Here is a 16,247-nt window from a genome sequence, read left to right as displayed (position 1 = left end):
CATCTACTTGGTGCCGTACATGCGATCGCCGGCATCGCCCAGGCCCGGGCGAATATAGCCGTGATCGTCCAGGCGCTCGTCGATGGCGGCCGTATAGATCGGCACGTCCGGATGCTCGGCGCGCAGTGCCGCCACGCCTTCGGGGGCCGCCAGCAAGCACAGGAACTTGATGTTCGTCGCGCCCAGTTTCTTCAGGTGGCTGATGGCCGCACCGGCCGAGTTGCCGGTTGCCAGCATCGGATCGACCACGATCACGCGGCGACCGGCGATGTCATCCGGCATCTTGCAGTAGTATTCGACCGCTTCCAGGGTCTCGGGATCGCGGAACATACCGATATGCCCGACCCGCGCCGAAGGCAACAGCTCGACCATGCCTTCCAGCAGGCCGTTGCCCGCGCGCAGGATCGACACGAAGCACAGCTTCTTGCCGGCCAGAACCGGCGCGTCCATTGCCTCGAGCGGGGTTTCGATGCGCTCGGTAGTCAACTCCAGATCGCGGGTGATCTCGTAGGTCAGCAGATGCGCGATCTCGCGCAAAAGCGACCGGAATTTCTGGGTCGAGGCGGTTGCACGCCGCATCAATGTGAGCTTGTGCTTGATCAGCGGATGATCGACGACGGTGACGCACTCGTCCATGGTTCTCCCCAAGAGCCGGTTCAGGATGTGCCGGCGGCCGCGGCGCCAGCGTCGATATGCTACTACGGCCGCCGGAAGACCCCCAGCCCGGGCGGTCACGCCGACCGCGCGAACGCCTCGGCTTCCAGTCGCAGCCACTCGCAAAACCGATGCGCCAGGGGCGGCGGCGAACCGGTAGCCGGCCGTACCAGCCAGTAATCGAACGGCGACGGCATGGCGTAGCGATCACCAAACGGGGCGACCAACACGCCGCTGGCCAGACGATCGGCCACCACCGTACGCGTGGCCAGCGCCACGCCGCGCCCGGCAATCGCTTGATCCGAAGCCAGACTGAACAGCGAGTAGCTCTGATGAACCGGCGCCGCGCGCTGGTTCCGGCCCGAAACGAATAGCGAGCCGGCTGCGACCGTTCTGCCAGGTCGGCTCGATCAGCGATTGGCTGGCCTCGATCGCCACTTCGGCGTCGCCGGCATCGAAGCTGGCCAGCCGCGGCATCAGCCAGTATTGAACGAACGACGGTGGCGCACTGACCGACAGCGCCTCGCCGTCATCGTGTCGGACCTGTGCCATAGCCGCTGCCAGCCCCTCAAGATGAACCTCGACCCGTTCGGCCAAGGCGCGCCCGGCGGCGCTCAGCTGCACCCCATGCGCCCGGCGCTGGAATATTAATCCGGCACCAAAACAGCTGACTTCATCAGCTGTTTTCACAGCCTTCAAAAATAAAAGCCGGCGCCTGTCCGTCTTTTATTTTTAAAGGCTTCGCGGCCAATGGCCGCGGCGAGCATGCGGTCGCATACTCGCGCTATTAACCCGAAAAATCATCTATTTTTGTGCCGGGTTAATAATGCACACCCCCGTTTGCCTTCCAGCCGCTTGACCTGCCGGCTAACCGCACCGGCGGTCACGCTCAGTTGTTCGGCCGCATGCTTGAAGCTCTCATGGCGCGCCGCTATCGCAAAGGCACGTAAGGCGTTCAAAGGCAGACGTTCGATCATGAAGTGAGTTTTTCTAAGCCTCGCACCTCATAATAATCGCTTGCCGCGGCTACCACCCGGTGCTTCACTGGCGCCCGACCCCACCGGAGCCCGTCATGAGCCATCAACCCGAGCGCGCAGCGACCGCGGCGAAGGCCCCGCAGGCGATCCGGCGACCGCTGGATGCGCGGGCCGTCGGGCTCATGATTGGGTTCTGCCTGGTCATCGGCCTACAGCAGGTCGCGATCAAATCTGTCGCGGACGTCATCAGCCCGCTGGCCCAGATCGGTATTCGATCGCTGATCGCCGTGCTCGTGATCGCGGCCATCGCGCGCTTTCGCGGCATTGCGCTCTGGGTGCCGGAGCAATTCGGCCCCGGGCTGGTGATCGGCGTGGGCTATACGCTGGAATTCGCGTTCGTGGCACTCGGCCTGAACTACACCTACGCGTCGCACATGTCGGTATTTCTGTATACCGCGCCGGTATTCGCCGCGATCGGGCTGCATCTGTTCGTCGCCGGCGAGCAGCTTGGGCCGCGCCATTGGGCGGGTGTCGTCATCGCCTTCGCCGGGCTCGTCATCGCGCTGGCACCCAGCGCGCACGTCTCGTCCCGCGTGTTGCTCGGCGACGGGCTGGGTGTGGCGGCCGGTGCCTCCTGGGCCGGCACCACCATCGCGCTGCGCAGCAGTTCTTTATCGGAGGCCCCGCCGCTGCGCACCATCGCCTACCAGCTCGTGGTGGCCAGCGTCTTGTTGCTGCCGACGGCCGCCGCGCTCGGCGATCTCGACTCGATCCACATGACTGCACTGGCCTGGGCCAGTCTGTCGTTCCAATCGGTGATCGTTTCGGTCGCAGCACTGCTGGTCTGGTTCTGGCTGCTGCGCCGCTACCTGGCCTCCCGGCTCGGGGTGTTCGCTTTTCTCTCGCCCATTTTCGGCGTCGGCTTCGGCGTGATACTGATGGGCGACCCGATTTCGCTGAACTTCGCCTTCGGCGGGCTGGCGATTCTGGCCGGACTGCTGCTGGTGAACTCCCGCGGGCGCCGCCGGATCATGCCGCGCAACCCCGCCTGAGCCGAGCCAACCACACCATGACCTGCACACTCGAAGGCCGCTGTTTCTGCGCACGGTGCGCTACCGTGTGACCGGTGCCGTGAACGGCGCGTCTTCGCCGCAGAACGGCCGGGCTGGGCCGGGCTCGACCACGAACTACCGGCCATTCCGGCTTTGCCGACTCGTTACCGGGGAGCGAATGAACGCGATTCGCGCCCCGGTAACCGGGCTCGTTTTTGATCTGCGTAACTCTGCGTTGATCTGCGGATAAATGCCTTGGGAAAACAGAAAAACGCGCTAGCGTTCGACCGCCAGCACCAGCTTGCCGAAGTTCTCGCCGGTGAACAGCTTGAGCAGCGTCTCGGGAAAGGTTTCGAAGCCTTCGACGATATCCTCGCGATGCTTGAGATCGCCAGCCGACAGCCAGCCCGCCATCTCGCGCGCCGCCTCCGGATAGCGATCGGCGAAATCAAACACGATGAATCCTTCCATACGCGCCCGGTTGACGAGCAGCGACAGATAATTCTTCGGCGCATAGGTGGTGTCGCCGGCCTCGCCAGTGACGTTGTATTGCGAGATCGCGCCGCAGATGGCGACCCGCGCCCGCCAGCGCAAATTGGCAAGGGCGGCATCCAGGATCTCGCCGCCGACGTTGTCGAAATACAGATCGATGCCGTCCGGGCATTCCCGCCGCACTGCGTCGTTGATTTCCTCGGCCTTGTAGTCGATGACGGCGTCGAAGCCGAGCTCGTCGACGACGTAGGCACACTTCTGCGGCCCGCCGGCAATACCCACGACCCGCGAAGCACCCTTCTTCTTCGCGATCTGGCCGACCAGGGCGCCCACCGCGCCGGAGGCGGCCGACACCAGCACGACATCGCTCGCGGCGAGCTGGCCGACCTCGAGCGTGCCGAAATAGGCGGTCATGCCCGGCATGCCAAGCGCGCCGAGATACACCGGCAGATCGGCCAGCGAGGTATCGACCTTACGCAGTTCGTCGCCCGGGAAGATCGCATGGGTCTGTACCCCCAGGTTGCCGATCACCTTGTCGCCGGCGACGAAGCCGGGATGCCTGGAATCGATCACCGTGCCGGCGGCCCCGGCGCGCATGACCTCGCCAATGCCCACCGGTTTGATATAGGACTTACCAGCGTTCATCCAGCCGCGCATGGCCGGATCGAGCGAGATATATTCGACCGCGATCCGAACCTCGCCGTCGCGGGCCTCGCGCAAGGTTTCGGTGGTCAGATCAAAATCAGCCCGCTCGGGCAGGCCCTTCGGGCGACGGGCCAGGCGGAATTGACGATTATCGATGGCGTCGGTCATGAAAACTCTTGAGGGGACTTCGATATGTCGACGTTAGGCGCTGTGCATCCGCCTGACAAGGGCCGTGAGCGGGCGACGCCGCCAAGCCCGCCCCGGCGCGCATGCGTCCGCACGGGAACCCGGCAAAATAGCGGCCAGCGCAAGGCAATGCCCTTATCCAGGCGCGAGCGAAGTATCCCGCCCGGATGTCGCCCCCGGCCGGATCAAGAACAACAGAACCGCGATCACCGCCCCGATTGCATCCGAAGTCCAGCCCGGGAAGATCAGCGCCAGCGCGCCGACCAGCGCGACCAGCCGGAACAGCGGATTGAGCGGCGCCCGCAGATAGCCCTCGACCGCCACCGCCAGCAACAGCACGCCAAGCGCGCCCGTGGCCGCGACCACGATGACATCCCACCAGGACGCATCGATCATGAGCATGCTGTGCGCGAACACGAACATATAGGGCACTACGAAGCCGGCGATGGCGAGCTTCATCGCCTGTACACCGGTCGCGTTTGGCGAGCCACCGGAAATACCGGCCCCCGCGTAGGCGGCGAGCGCGACCGGCGGCGTGAGATTGGCGAAGATCCCGAAATAGAATACGAACATGTGCGCGACGAAGATCGCCGTGTCGTTCGAACCGGCCAGCTCGCGGAACAATGGCAGGTTGAGCAGGATCGGGGCCGCCATGGTCGAAGTGATGATGTAGCAGGGAATGCTCGGCAGGCCCATGCCCAGCACGATGGACGCGCCCATGGTCAGCGCCAGCGTAACCAGAAGGCGCACCATCTCGGACGGGATCGCCTGCCCCATCGAGACCACCCAGTCGGCCGCATCCAGGGCGATGCCGGTGAGTGTGGCGATACCGACAATGATGCCGACCGCGCCGCAAGCAATCGCCACCGGGATGGCATTGCGTACGCCCTCGACCATCGCGTCACGGCAATCGGCGATATCCATCACTTCCGACTGCTCGACCGGCAGCCGCGAGCGAATGAGGTTGATCGCGATCGGCAAGCCAATCACGCCGAACAGCCAGAGCCGGCTCGACGCCAGTTCCGGCATGGCGCGACCGTCGACGAGCGCCAGCCACTGCGGCTGCAACACCAGCGCCACCAAAATCGCGGTGATGCCGATCACCAACCGCGGCGTGCCGCAGATCAGCACGGTCGCCGCGATCGACCAGAAGGCGGCGAAGAACGGCGCCCGGCCGTCGAAGATCATCCACAACAGGATCACCATCGGCAGCAGCAGATGCCCGCGCATGGCCAGCACCTGGCGCAGCGGCGTGAGCTCGGAGCGGGGAATGCCGGACAGCCCGTTGCGGGTCGCCCGCAGATGCACCTGGAACAGAATGCCGAGGTAATACAGCAGCGCGGGAATGATGCCGGCCAGCATCACCTGGGTGTAGGGCACCGACAGTACTTCGGCCATGATGAACGCCGCCGCGCCCATGATCGGCGGCAGGATCTGGCCGCCGACGCTGGCCGCGGCCTCGACCGCGCCGGCGAAATTGGCCTTGTAGCCAGTACGCTTCATCAGCGGAATAGTGAAGGCGCCAGTGGTGACAACGTTGGCAATGGCCGAGCCGTTGATCGAGCCCAGAAAACCGCTGGCCACCACCGCCACCTTCGCCGGCCCACCCCGGCTCGGCCCGGCGATGGCCAGCGCCAGGTCGTTGAACAGCTGGCCGAGCCCGGATTTGACCAGGAACGCACCGAACAGAATGAACAGGATGATGTAGCTGGCCGAGACCGCGATCGCGGTGCCAAGCAAGCCCTCGGTGATATAAACCAGATGCGAGACCACCTGCCGGCAGGTCGCCATCACGATCGGCTCGGAGAGCACCGAATACAGCGACAACTTGGCGTAGAAGCCGTAGAACAGAAAGATCGTGGCCAGGATCGGCAGGCCCCAGCCGGTCACGCGGCGAGCGGCGTCAATGACCAGACCGATCGCAACCAGCCCGACGACCATATCGACGTCGTTGATACGGCCGGCGGTCTCGATCACCCGATGCGAAACGCCGATCATGTAGATGCCGATCGCGAACGAGGCCAGTGCCAGAATCACATCGACCCACGGCACGCGGTCGCGTGCGCTGGACCGCATGAGCGGAAACAGGATGAAGGTCAGCCCGAGCAGGGTGTACAGATGGATCGAGCGCTGCACGACATCCACCAGCGGCCCGGCGAACGACGTGTACAGATGAAACAGGGCCAGGGCCACGCAGACAGTGGCGATGCCGATCATCCACGTCCGCGGCAGCCCGTCGCGCACGGTCGACTCGCGATCGTATTTTTCCAGCGTCTCGCGCGTGCCGTGGGGCTCGGTGGCCAGGGCGGCCGATTCGTTCGTACTCATATCAGGCTCGGGTTGTATCCGTGGCCGGGCCGCGCCAGATTGTGGCCAGGCGCGACCAGGCCACGGCGATCAGCGGCGCACGCATGATGGTGAATACCAGGATGGGCTCGGCGCCGTTGTACGACAGCCGGTGCCAGGCGCCGCCACCGTAGCGGAAACGATAGCGCTCGGCAGCGGCCGCCTGCACCGTGAGCGGATCGACATCGCGATCGATGCCCGACATCACCACCCAGCCGTGGTCGAGCCGCGTATGCCGCCCGGCGTGGGCCGGCACTCCGGCGCCAAACGTCTTGAAGCGGGTGGCCGCGATATCGATGGCGCCGTCGCCGGTCACGCGAAAACATTCGATCCAGTCTTCAAGCTCCACCGAATGCATCCAGCGCAGCGCGAACCGCGTGCCGGACGCGCCCGGATAGACCGCGATCACACGGCTACCGTGGCGAATCTCCAGCCAGGCGCGCGGCCAGCCGAGCCACAGACCCGCACCGATCGCGACCAACAGCCCGACACCGACGACCAGCAGCCGCCAGCGCCGCCCTGCCGGCGGCAACTAGGATTTACCGGCGTCGCTTGCGCCGCCGCTGCTGCTGCCGTCCGAGCCCGATCCGCCCTGATTCAGCGTGTCGTAGAACGCCTTGGCGCCCGGATGCACCGGCAACACCAGATTCTGGTTCATCTTGTTGCGATCGAACTGCTTGAGTGCCGCGACCGAAACGCTATCGGAGCCGAGATAGTCGTAGAAGCGCTGGGCCAGATCCCTGGCGACCGCCTTGTCCATCGACGCCGGCACGATCAGCAGATTGCGGATCGAGACCGTGTGCACGTCGTTGGCCAGATCGTATTCGTTCTTCTTGTGCGCCGGGATATCGTAGTTTTCGTAGTACGGATACTCCTGCAGCAGTTTCTTCGCAGTGGCGCCGTCGACGTTGACGAAATGCACCTTGGTGTTCTGCATCAGGCCGGTGATCGACGAATTCGGCACGCCCGAGGTGAAAAACGCCGCGTCCAGATTGCCGTTGCTCATGTCGGTGACCGAGTCGGCATAGCCAGTGTGCGAGACACGTGCCAGATCGTCGTATTTCAGCCCGGCGGATTCCAGCACCTTCTTGGCACTGGCCTCCACACCCGAGCCGACCTTGCCCACGCCGACCCGCTTGCCCTTCAGGTCGGCCACGCTGTGGATGTTCGAGCCGTCGAGCGCGACGATCTGCACGACATTCGGATACAGGCCCGCGAGCGCGTCGATCTTGGCCGGCCGTCCCTTGAACTGGTTATTGCCCTTGAGCGCGTCGTAGGCCACGTCGCTCATCACGATGGCGATCTGGTTGGTGCCATCCATGATGTTGTTGATGTTCTGCACCGAAGCGCCGGTGGAGACCACCTGTACGTTGCCGATCCGATCACTCTTCTCGAACACGCCCTTGAGCGCGCCGCCGATCGGGTAATACGTACCCGAGGTGCCGCCCGTGCCGAAGATCAGGTTCACCGATTGCCCGGCGTTATCGGATGCGCTTCCGCTGGCGGCCTGATCCTGATCGTTGCTCGACTGGCCGCAGCCGGCGAGCGCCATCACTGCCGCCAGTGCGCTGGCGACCCAGAAATTTCGGCTGGTCATGTATTTCCCCCAATATCGATTGTGTCACCGCGGCCCCCAACGGCCGCGAATTAGCGGCAGAGCGTTATGCCCCGGGCCGCCGCCGTCAATTGGGCATAAGTCGACCTCGCCAGTCGATGCCGCCTACGCCGGGCCCAGACGATGGACGCCGCTGTAACAGTTGAAGCGTTCGCCGCGCAGAAAACCAACCAGCGTGGTCGAAAACCGACGGGCCAGCTCCACCGCGAAGCTGCTCGGTGCCGAGATTGCGCAGACGACCGGAATACCGGCCGCGATCGCCTTCTGTAACAGTTCGAAGCTCGCCCGGCCGGACAGCATGAGCGCTTGCTGATCCAGCGGCAACTCGTCCTCGAGCAGCGCCCGACCGATCAGCTTGTCGAGGGCGTTGTGGCGGCCGACATCCTCGCGCAGCGCAATCAGATCGCCACCGGCGGCAAACAGCGCGGCTGCATGCAGGCCGCCGGTGGTTTCGAACACGCCCTGCTCGGCGCGCATCCGGTCGGGCAACCCCAACAACCAGCCGGGCTCGATGCGTAACGCAGCGCCCGTGGCCGGATCGCCCCGGCGCGGCTCCGGCGCGCGGAAACTCGGCTTGCCGCAGACGCCGCAGGCGCTGGTCGCCAGCGTATTGCGCTCGATGCGGTCGAGGCGCGCGCGGGCCGCCGGCTTGAGCATGGCGCGAATCACGTCGGGCTCATCCGGGCTGTGGCGCAGATAGACGATATCGTCGACCGTTTGCACCACGCCTTCGCCATGCAACAGGCCGGCGGCCAGTTCGCGATCGTGGCCGGGCGTGCGCATGGTGATGAGCGGCTCCGCACCGGCCACATGAATTTCCAGCGCGCGCTCGACCGCCAGTGTGTCGTCGATCGTGCGCCAGCCACCATCACGGTAACTGGCGATTTCCACCCGCTCGCGGGCCGAGGTGGCTGCCGCCCGGGGATCGGGCGAATCAGGGATGTTGGATCGGCGCATGGGCACTTGGTGTGGCCGATGTGAATGCTGCCATCATAAAGCCTGGGCTCACCTTCCGGTGCGCTCGGCGTGGCGCGCGGCTGTATCCGGGCCGGATCGAAATCTATACTGGCGCCCCGCCGGCCGCCCCACGGCCTTTCACTCCTGCGCCACCGGCTGTTGCCCATGAATATTGCGGCGATTTTCATCCATACACTGGACGTCACGCTGCCGGTATTCGCGCTGGTTTTCGTGGGCATCGGCATGCGCCGGGTCGGCTGGATCGACGATCGCTTCGTCTCGGCCGCGTCGAAGATCGTGTTCAAGGGCAGCATGCCGGCGCTGATCTTCGTCTCGATCGTGGGCGCAAATCTCGGCGACGCGATTCGCCCGGGGATGATCGCCTACTTCGGCCTGGCCACGGTCGCCAGCTTTGTACTGATCTGGCTGTGGGCAATCTGGCGCGTGCCCGAGATTCAGCGCGGCGTCTATGTACAGGGCGCCTTTCGCGGCAACTGCGGCATCGTGGGCCTGGCGCTGGCGCAAAACATGTACGGCGATTTCGGCCTGTCCGCGGGCAGCGTTCTCGTCGGCGAGGTGATTCTGATCTACAACATCCTCGCCGTGATCGTGCTGACCTGGTACCAGCCGAGCGAAAGCGCGGACTGGCGCTCGATCACGCGCGGCGTGGCCACCAACCCGCTCATTCTGGCAACCCTGGCCTCGGTGGCCGTCGCCACCAGCGGCATGCCGATGCCGAAGTGGGTGATGACCACCGGCGAATATTTCGCCCAACTCACGTTGCCGCTGGCCCTGATCTGCATCGGTGGCGCCCTGTCGGTTCGCGCGCTCTACGAGGCACGCGGCATCGCGTTCTCGGCCAGTGCGATCAAGATGACGATTCTGCCCGGGGCGGCTGTGCTTGGCGGCTGGCTGCTGGGTTATCCGCCGCGCGAACTGGGGCTGATGTTTGTCTACTTCGCCTGCCCGACCGCGGCCGCCAGCTTCATCATGGTCGAGGCCATGGGCGGCGATGCGCGCCTGGCCGCCAATATCGTGGCCCTGACCACGCTGGCCGCCAGCCTGACCATGACCGCCGGCGTGTTCGTGCTGCGGGTGGCCGGGATCATCTAGGGTCTGTTGCCGTTTCGTACGAGCGCCGCGTTGGAGACCGCAAATCGTGTCCGGCAAGGCGCGAGTCGCCGCATCGTGGCGTGCCACGATCAAGACTTGCAACGCCGCCGGGCGCGATTTGCGGCCCAACCCTTCGGGACAAGCGCTGTTTTGCGGCAATCCAGCGTTGTAGCTCTCTTGCGTAGAACGACTACGCCACGTTCGCTACGCCTCGTCTTGCCGCAAAACAGCGCTTGGCGCGGACTCGGACGAAACGGCAACAGACCCTAGAGCATTTTCCGCTTTTATCGATCCGCGGCGCGCCGGCAGCGATACGCCAACGTGATTATGTACGACACGCAGCTGGCTGAATCAGCAAAAGCATTTGTCTGCAAATGAGCGCAAATAAGAAGGAAGATCAAGGCACCGCTGGCGTCAGGCTCAGCTGCGCGAACAATCGCGTCGTCAAGCCTTTGACTGAACTTTACACATCATCAAGTACACCAATGAACGCGAATCGACGCCGGCAGAAAACGCATCGTATCTGCGCTCATCTGCGGACAAATGCTTTGGGAAAATAGAAAAGGGTCCAGGGCCTAACCCTTCGAATCGCTGCCGTCGCCGTTTTGCTGCTTGCCGGTATCGTTGCGTTGACGACGGCTTTCGGCCGAGAACGCCTTGGCGCCCTCGATCACCGGCGCCAGCGTGCGCCAGAGGTCCTCATCGCGTAGCAGTTTGAACACGCCGGTCACGCCCGGCGGGTCATAGGGCGATTGGTGCTCGCCCGTCGCGGTTTCATCGATCCGGTCCAGGCCGGCATGCATGGCATTGAACATGCGCTCCAGCTGGTCGGGGTCAACCTTACCCAACTGCTTGGCCAGCACCAGCAGATTACGCATGCCGGCCTGGCCGTGCTCAGTATTGAGGCCGTCGAGCGCGATCATCGAGACTTCTGGCATCGCGCCCACGAAATCCTTCAGCCAACGCATCAGGCCGGATTCATAGAGCTGATCCAGCAGGTCATTGATTTCGGCGATGCGGCCCTCGAATTTCTCAAGTTCGTCGGCCGTTTCCGGACGCAGCCGTTTGGCTTGTTCCGGGCGATAGTGAATCTGTTCTGCCATCGGGAAAATCCTGTCGAGTCACGGCCGCGATGCATCGCGGCCGTGGCGTGAATTCAAGGCCTGCTACAAACCGCTGCCGGTCGGGCGCATCTTGGGCGGGCGCTTGTAGTCGTCGCGCTCCCATTTCTGGTTGACCTGAACGCCGCTGGTGGGATGCCGCTTCTTGTTGCGCTGATTGTTCGGCTTGAGCGGCGCCCGCCCATGGTCCTCAAGCACCTGCATGTTCACCGCCAGCTCCTTATAGGCCGGGGTGTCGGTATCCTTGTCGGCCTCGAAGCTGGTGAGCACGTTGATCGCCTCGATATTCTTCTTGCCGTGCATGGGCATGTACATTTGCTTGCCCTGCACGCGGTCGGTCACCTCGACGGCGACCTTGATCGCCCCGCGCCGCGACTTGAGCCGGACCACGGCGCCACTTTCCAGCCCGCGCTCTTCGGCCAGTTCCGGCGAGACCTCGACGAAACCGTGCGGGATCTTGTAGATGATGCCGTCGGTCTCGTCGGTCATGTTGCCTTCGTGGAAATGCTCCAGCAGGCGTCCATTGTTCAAGTGCAGATCGTATTCGTCGTCGACCTGGTCGGTCGGTTCAGTCCAACTCACCGGATGGAATTTCGCCTGGCCGTTATCGAAATGGAATTTGAGTTCCGGATAAAGATCCGGCATATCGGTGCCGTCGGCGGCGACCGGCCACTGCAACGAGTTGAAGCCGGCCAGCCGATCGTAATGAACGCCGGCGAACATGGGCGCCAGACCGGCGGCCTCGTGCATGATCTGGCTCGGATGGGTGTAGCCCCAGTCGTGGCCGAGATACTTGGCCAGCTCGGTGAGAATCAGCCAGTCGGGTTTTGAATCGCCCAGCGGCGGAAAGACCTGGTAGATGCGCTGGATCCGCCGCTCGGTGTTGGTGAAGGTGCCCTCCTTTTCCACCGAGGGGCCGGCCGGCAGCACGACATCGGCAAACTCGCAGGTACGCGAGAAGAACATGTCCTGCACGACGAAGAATTCGAGCTTCTCGAAAGCGGCCTGCACATTGAGCGCGTCGGAATCGACGATGCTCATGTCCTCGCCCACGACGTACAGCGATTTCAGATCGCCGTCGTGGATGTTGTGCACCATCTCGTGGTTGTTCAGCCCCTTGTTCGTCGACAGCTCGACGCCCCAGGCTTTTTCGTAGCGCTGGCGTACGGCGTCGTCGGAGACGAACTCGTAGCCCGGGAAACGATCCGGCATGTTGCCGAAGTCGGAGGCGCCCTGGACGTTGTTGTGCCCGCGCATCGGATAGCCGCCCGAGCCGAAGCGGCCCATGTTACCGGTCACCAGCAACAGATTGCACAGTGCGGTCGCGGTATCCGAGCCCATGGAATGCTGGGTCACGCCCATCGCCCAGACGCCGCAGATGGTATCAGCCTCGACGATCATGTCGGCCGTCTTCTGCAGCGTCTCGCGGCTGATGCCGCAGCGCTCGATGGCGAACTCGAAGGTGAAATCTTCCAGCGAGGCCTTGAAGTCATCGAAGTGGTCGACGTGCTCTCGGATGTATGCCTCGGCGTGGTAGCCGTTGTCGATCAAGTACTTCGAGATCGCATTCATCCAGATCATGTCGGTGGCCGGCGCCGGCTCGAGATGCAGATCGGCGCGCTGGGCCAACTCGTTCTTGCGCAGATCGGCAACGATATGCTTCTGGCCGTGCAGCTTGGCCGCCCGCTTGAAGCGGGTCGCGATCACGGGGTGGCTCTCGGCCGTGTTCGCGCCGACGATCAGCAACAGGTCGGCCGCCTCCATGTCGGCGATGGAACCGGTATCGGCACCGTAGCCAACCGTGCGCCACAGCCCCTCCGTGGCCGGTGCCTGGCAATAGCGCGAGCAGTTATCGATGTTGTTCGTGCCCATGACGGCGCGCGCGAGCTTCTGCATCAGGTAGCCTTCCTCATTGGTGCACTTCGAGGAAGCGATATAGGCCAGCGCGTCCGGCCCGTGCGCATCGCGAATTTCATTGAAACGGCGCGCAATAAGCGCGTAAGCCTCGTCCCATTCCGCTTCACGGAAGGCGCCATTCTCGCGAATGAGCGGCTTGGTCAGGCGTTGCTCGCTGTTGATGTGGCCCCAGCCGAACTTGCCCTTGATGCAGGTGGATATCTGGTTGGCGGGTGCTTCGTGCACGGGCTGGACCTTGAGCAGCTCGCGCTCGCGCGTCCACATCTCGAACGAACAACCCACGCCGCAATAGGTGCAGACGGTCTTGGTGCGTTTGAGCTCGGTTTCACGCATGGCCGCATCGACCTCGGACACGGCGAAGATCGGGCCGAACCCGGTCGTATGTTCAGCCGTCTTGACGACGTCGATCGCGGCGCGGCCCAGCTTGCGATAGCCATCGCGATTCTGCGGCGACAGCGCGGTCATCGGCCCGACCTTGCCGATGGCCGTCTTTTCCATCAACGCATTGCAAGGGCATACCGTGACGCAATGACCACAGGACACGCAGGACGAGTCCTCGATCGCAACGTCCTCGTCCCAGATCACGCGGGGCCGTTCGCGCGACCAGTCGATCGACAGCGTCTCGTTGACCTGCAGGTTCTGGCAGGCCTCGACGCAACGGCCGCACAGGATGCACTGATCCGGATCGTAGATATAGAACGGGTTGGAGTAATCCTTGTCGTAGGGCTTGCCGCGGTATTCGTAGTGCTGGCCCGGCACGTGCATGTCGCGCACGGTGTTGTGCACCGCGCAATCGCCGTTATTGTTGTCGCAGACCGAGCAATACAGATCGTGATTGGAGGTCACCCGGTTGATGGCTTCCAGTCGCGCGGATTCGGCTTCGTCCACGTTCAGGCCGATCTCCATGCCCGGCTTGACCGTGACCGCGCAGCCGCGAACCAGGTTGCCGTCGACCTCGACCATGCAGGTATCGCAGGTCTGAATCGGCCCCAGGCTGGGGTGATAGCACAGATGGGGCATGTACACGCCCGCCGCATCGAGCGCTTCGGGCAGCGGCTGCCCGGAACGGACGGTCACGGATTGACCGTCCACGGTGATATCGAAGAATTGGCTTTGCTGGTCCAAGTCGGCTCCTGTTCGCGAACACGAGACGAAGCAGAGCCTTACGTATCCGGCATCGGTCACCCATCATGCGGCCTCTTGACCGATGCGCATGGGTTCCGTTTCCGAACTAACTCATCCGGTCAGGAGGGCGACCGCCTTGCTCAGGGTTTCGAAGAACCCCCAGGCGGCGGGAACGCCCACCAGCGCCCAGAGCGCCGCAATCTGCCAGACCGGTGTCGTGCTCTCCGCGTTCGCGATTGATGATGGTGACGACATCGAGTATCCCTCTTCAAAGCATAAACGTGCAATCGGCACTTATCCGTACTTTTGCGATCAACCCGGATCGGCCGCCATCTCAGGCCGGTAGTGGTGGCGCTGGGCTACCGGGCGCACGAGCAGGTTGCAGACCAGCCCGGCCAGCAGGAGAGCAACCATGATGTATAGCGTCGTGGTGTAGGCATCGGCCGGAGCAACGCCGGCTTCGATGCGGCCTTCACGCAGATAGTTGAGCAGAACCGGCCCGGCGATGCCGGCAGCGGCCCAGGCCGTAAGCAGTCGTCCGTGGATGGCACCGACGTGCATCGTGCCGAAAATATCCCGCAGATAGGCTGGCACGGTGGCAAACCCGCCGCCGTACATGCTCACGATGATGCAGCAGGCCAGGACGAACAGGATGATTCCCCCGCCGGCCGCGATCGATGGCACGAGCGCATACAGCGCCATGCCCAGCACGAAGAAGATGGCATAGGTGGCCTTGCGGCCGATCAGATCCGAAATCGAGGCCCAGATGAAACGTCCGCCCATGTTGAAGATCGACAGCACGCCCACGAAGCCGGCCGCCGCGGCCGCCGAGGTACCCACCATCTCCTGGGCCATCGGCGAGGCCTGCTCCAGCAGCGCGATGCCTGCGGTGACGTTGAGAAACAGCACCAGCCAGAGCAGGTAGAACTGCGGCGTCTTCATGGCCTGATTCACGTGCACGTGGGAGCGCGTAATCATCGCGGAATTGCGATGGCTCGTGTCCGGGTCATAGCCGGCAGGCTGCCAGTCTTCGGCGGGGGTGCGGACGATCAGCGCGCCGATTATCATGAACAGGAAATAGATCAGGCCCATGGCCACGAAGGTCGCGCCCACGCCGACCGAGGTTTCGTTGGAGAAATGCGCCATGAGCAGCGTGGCCAGCGGCGAACCGATCATCGCGCCACCGCCGAAGCCCATGATCGCCAGCCCGGTGGCCAACCCGGGCCGGTCGGGGAACCACTTGATCAGCGTGGAAACCGGCGAGATGTAACCGATCCCGAGGCCGATGCCGCCGATCACGCCGTAGCCGAGATAAACCAGCACGATCTGGTGCCACCAGACCCCGAAGGCACTGACGATGAAACCGCCACCGAAACAGGCCGCCGCCAGGGCCATGGCCTTACGCGGCCCGACCCGCTCGAGCCATTGTCCACCGAAGGCCGCGGCCAGACCGAGTGCCGCGATGGCCAGAGAGAATATCCAGGCCAGCGTGGGCTGGTTCCAGTCCCCCGGAGCGGATTCCGTGACGCCAATGACGCGGGTCAGCGGCAGCTTGAAGACCGAAAACGCATAGACCTGCCCGATGCACAGATGGATGCATAGCGCGGCGGGCGGCACCATCCAGCGATTGAAACCGGGCTTGGCGACCGTGCGCGACTTATCCAGAAAACCGGCCATTTGTTTCTCCCCCATGGTTCTTGGCCATTTCATGGTTCTTTGATGGCTTGGCTTCAAATTAGCAGGATTGGCCGGTGACGGCCCGCTTGTACGACAAAAGTCTAGAGGACCAATGGGTTGCACAAGCGCCGAATAGCGTAGCGCGGCCCCAAAAATCAACGATCAAGCGCCGGCACGACGGGACGGCCTGCCCCCACTCCTGCAGAGCCCGGACCGACAGCGCGCTCGAAACGATGGCGGCGCGATCATTTTCCGAAATCGATCATTCTCGACGTCGAGCACCGCGGTCCGGCGGATCGACCGCCGCACAATGAGCTCATCCGCTTTCCGCTACGCCGATTCGGGCACGTATTTTCAAATGACCGGCATT

At 63.7% G+C, this 16,247-nt stretch carries 12 protein-coding genes and 1 pseudogene; 2 read left to right on the top strand and 11 right to left on the bottom strand.

What is annotated here, in order from left to right; translation table 11 throughout:
• Positions 1 to 3: 3 nt before the first annotated feature.
• Both upp and SALB1_RS19875 read right to left on the bottom strand, forming a co-directional pair.
• Positions 4 to 636 (bottom strand): uracil phosphoribosyltransferase, encoded by a 633-nt coding sequence (gene upp / locus SALB1_RS08460; protein ID WP_109993458.1) that lies wholly within the window; start codon positions 634 to 636, stop codon positions 4 to 6.
• 95 nt (positions 637 to 731) lie between these two features.
• Positions 732 to 1,631, bottom strand: a pseudogene (locus SALB1_RS19875) (LysR family transcriptional regulator).
• 95 nt (positions 1,632 to 1,726) lie between these two features.
• On the opposite strand from SALB1_RS19875, the gene SALB1_RS08440 reads away from it, so the two are divergent.
• On the top strand, positions 1,727 to 2,683 hold the full coding sequence (locus SALB1_RS08440) for a DMT family transporter (RefSeq protein ID WP_109993454.1): 957 nt from the start codon (positions 1,727 to 1,729) through the stop codon (positions 2,681 to 2,683).
• 276 nt (positions 2,684 to 2,959) lie between these two features.
• Here the strand turns inward: SALB1_RS08440 and SALB1_RS08435 are convergent, their stop codons facing one another.
• The 5 genes from SALB1_RS08435 to fdhD all read right to left on the bottom strand — a co-directional run bounded on the left by SALB1_RS08435 (position 2,960) and on the right by fdhD (position 8,924).
• A complete protein-coding gene (locus SALB1_RS08435; RefSeq protein ID WP_109993453.1) occupies positions 2,960 to 3,988 on the bottom strand; it encodes an NADP-dependent oxidoreductase in 1,029 nt (342 codons plus the stop codon).
• A gap of 153 nt (positions 3,989 to 4,141) precedes the next feature.
• Complete coding sequence (locus SALB1_RS08430; protein WP_109993452.1) at positions 4,142 to 6,334, bottom strand: TRAP transporter permease; 2,193 nt, start codon at positions 6,332 to 6,334, stop codon at positions 4,142 to 4,144.
• A gap of 1 nt (position 6,335) precedes the next feature.
• Positions 6,336 to 6,884 carry a DUF1850 domain-containing protein gene (locus SALB1_RS08425; protein ID WP_255414532.1) on the bottom strand — a complete coding sequence of 183 codons (549 nt, stop codon included), beginning with the start codon at positions 6,882 to 6,884 and terminating at the stop codon, positions 6,336 to 6,338.
• Entirely contained in the window at positions 6,885 to 7,949 is a 1,065-nt protein-coding gene (locus tag SALB1_RS08420) for a TAXI family TRAP transporter solute-binding subunit (protein ID WP_109993451.1), read from the bottom strand.
• Positions 7,950 to 8,072: 123 nt separating this feature from the next.
• Complete coding sequence (gene fdhD, locus SALB1_RS08415; protein WP_109993450.1) at positions 8,073 to 8,924, bottom strand: formate dehydrogenase accessory sulfurtransferase FdhD; 852 nt, start codon at positions 8,922 to 8,924, stop codon at positions 8,073 to 8,075.
• 165 nt (positions 8,925 to 9,089) lie between these two features.
• Here fdhD and SALB1_RS08410 point away from each other — a divergent pair, with 165 nt between their 5' ends.
• On the top strand, positions 9,090 to 10,037 hold the full coding sequence (locus SALB1_RS08410) for an AEC family transporter (RefSeq protein ID WP_109993449.1): 948 nt from the start codon (positions 9,090 to 9,092) through the stop codon (positions 10,035 to 10,037).
• A 575-nt stretch (positions 10,038 to 10,612) separates the two neighbouring features.
• Here SALB1_RS08410 and SALB1_RS08405 read toward each other — a convergent pair.
• The 4 genes from SALB1_RS08405 to SALB1_RS08395 all read right to left on the bottom strand — a co-directional run bounded on the left by SALB1_RS08405 (position 10,613) and on the right by SALB1_RS08395 (position 15,910).
• Complete coding sequence (locus tag SALB1_RS08405) at positions 10,613 to 11,140, bottom strand: DUF1641 domain-containing protein (protein ID WP_109993448.1); 528 nt, start codon at positions 11,138 to 11,140, stop codon at positions 10,613 to 10,615.
• Between the two features lie 63 nt (positions 11,141 to 11,203).
• On the bottom strand, positions 11,204 to 14,200 hold the full coding sequence (fdhF, locus tag SALB1_RS08400) for a formate dehydrogenase subunit alpha (protein WP_109993447.1): 2,997 nt from the start codon (positions 14,198 to 14,200) through the stop codon (positions 11,204 to 11,206).
• Between the two features lie 111 nt (positions 14,201 to 14,311).
• A complete protein-coding gene (locus SALB1_RS19025; protein WP_158590685.1) occupies positions 14,312 to 14,455 on the bottom strand; it encodes a hypothetical protein in 144 nt (47 codons plus the stop codon).
• A 57-nt stretch (positions 14,456 to 14,512) separates the two neighbouring features.
• A complete protein-coding gene (locus tag SALB1_RS08395) occupies positions 14,513 to 15,910 on the bottom strand; it encodes an OFA family MFS transporter (protein ID WP_255414531.1) in 1,398 nt (465 codons plus the stop codon).
• Between the last annotated feature and the right edge of the window lie 337 nt (positions 15,911 to 16,247).

It is taken from the genome of Salinisphaera sp. LB1 (assembly GCF_003177035.1).
In the GTDB taxonomy this organism is placed as follows: domain Bacteria; phylum Pseudomonadota; class Gammaproteobacteria; order Nevskiales; family Salinisphaeraceae; genus Salinisphaera.
This window is presented reverse-complemented; position numbering and strand designations above follow the sequence as displayed.

Excerpts from the sequence above, each read along its gene's own strand:
- SALB1_RS08435 (WP_109993453.1), bottom strand. The coding sequence starts at position 3,988 with ATGACCGACGCCATCGATAATCGTCAATTCCGCCTGGCCCGTCGCCCG.
- SALB1_RS19025 (WP_158590685.1), bottom strand. The coding sequence starts at position 14,455 with ATGTCGTCACCATCATCAATCGCGAACGCGGAGAGCACGACACCGGTC.
- SALB1_RS08405 (WP_109993448.1), bottom strand. The coding sequence starts at position 11,140 with ATGGCAGAACAGATTCACTATCGCCCGGAACAAGCCAAACGGCTGCGT.
- SALB1_RS08420 (WP_109993451.1), bottom strand. The coding sequence starts at position 7,949 with ATGACCAGCCGAAATTTCTGGGTCGCCAGCGCACTGGCGGCAGTGATG.
- fdhD (WP_109993450.1), bottom strand. The coding sequence starts at position 8,924 with ATGCGCCGATCCAACATCCCTGATTCGCCCGATCCCCGGGCGGCAGCC.
- upp (WP_109993458.1), bottom strand. The coding sequence starts at position 636 with ATGGACGAGTGCGTCACCGTCGTCGATCATCCGCTGATCAAGCACAAG.
- SALB1_RS08440 (WP_109993454.1), top strand. The coding sequence starts at position 1,727 with ATGAGCCATCAACCCGAGCGCGCAGCGACCGCGGCGAAGGCCCCGCAG.
- SALB1_RS08410 (WP_109993449.1), top strand. The coding sequence starts at position 9,090 with ATGAATATTGCGGCGATTTTCATCCATACACTGGACGTCACGCTGCCG.
- SALB1_RS08395 (WP_255414531.1), bottom strand. The coding sequence starts at position 15,910 with ATGAAATGGCCAAGAACCATGGGGGAGAAACAAATGGCCGGTTTTCTG.
- SALB1_RS08430 (WP_109993452.1), bottom strand. The coding sequence starts at position 6,334 with ATGAGTACGAACGAATCGGCCGCCCTGGCCACCGAGCCCCACGGCACG.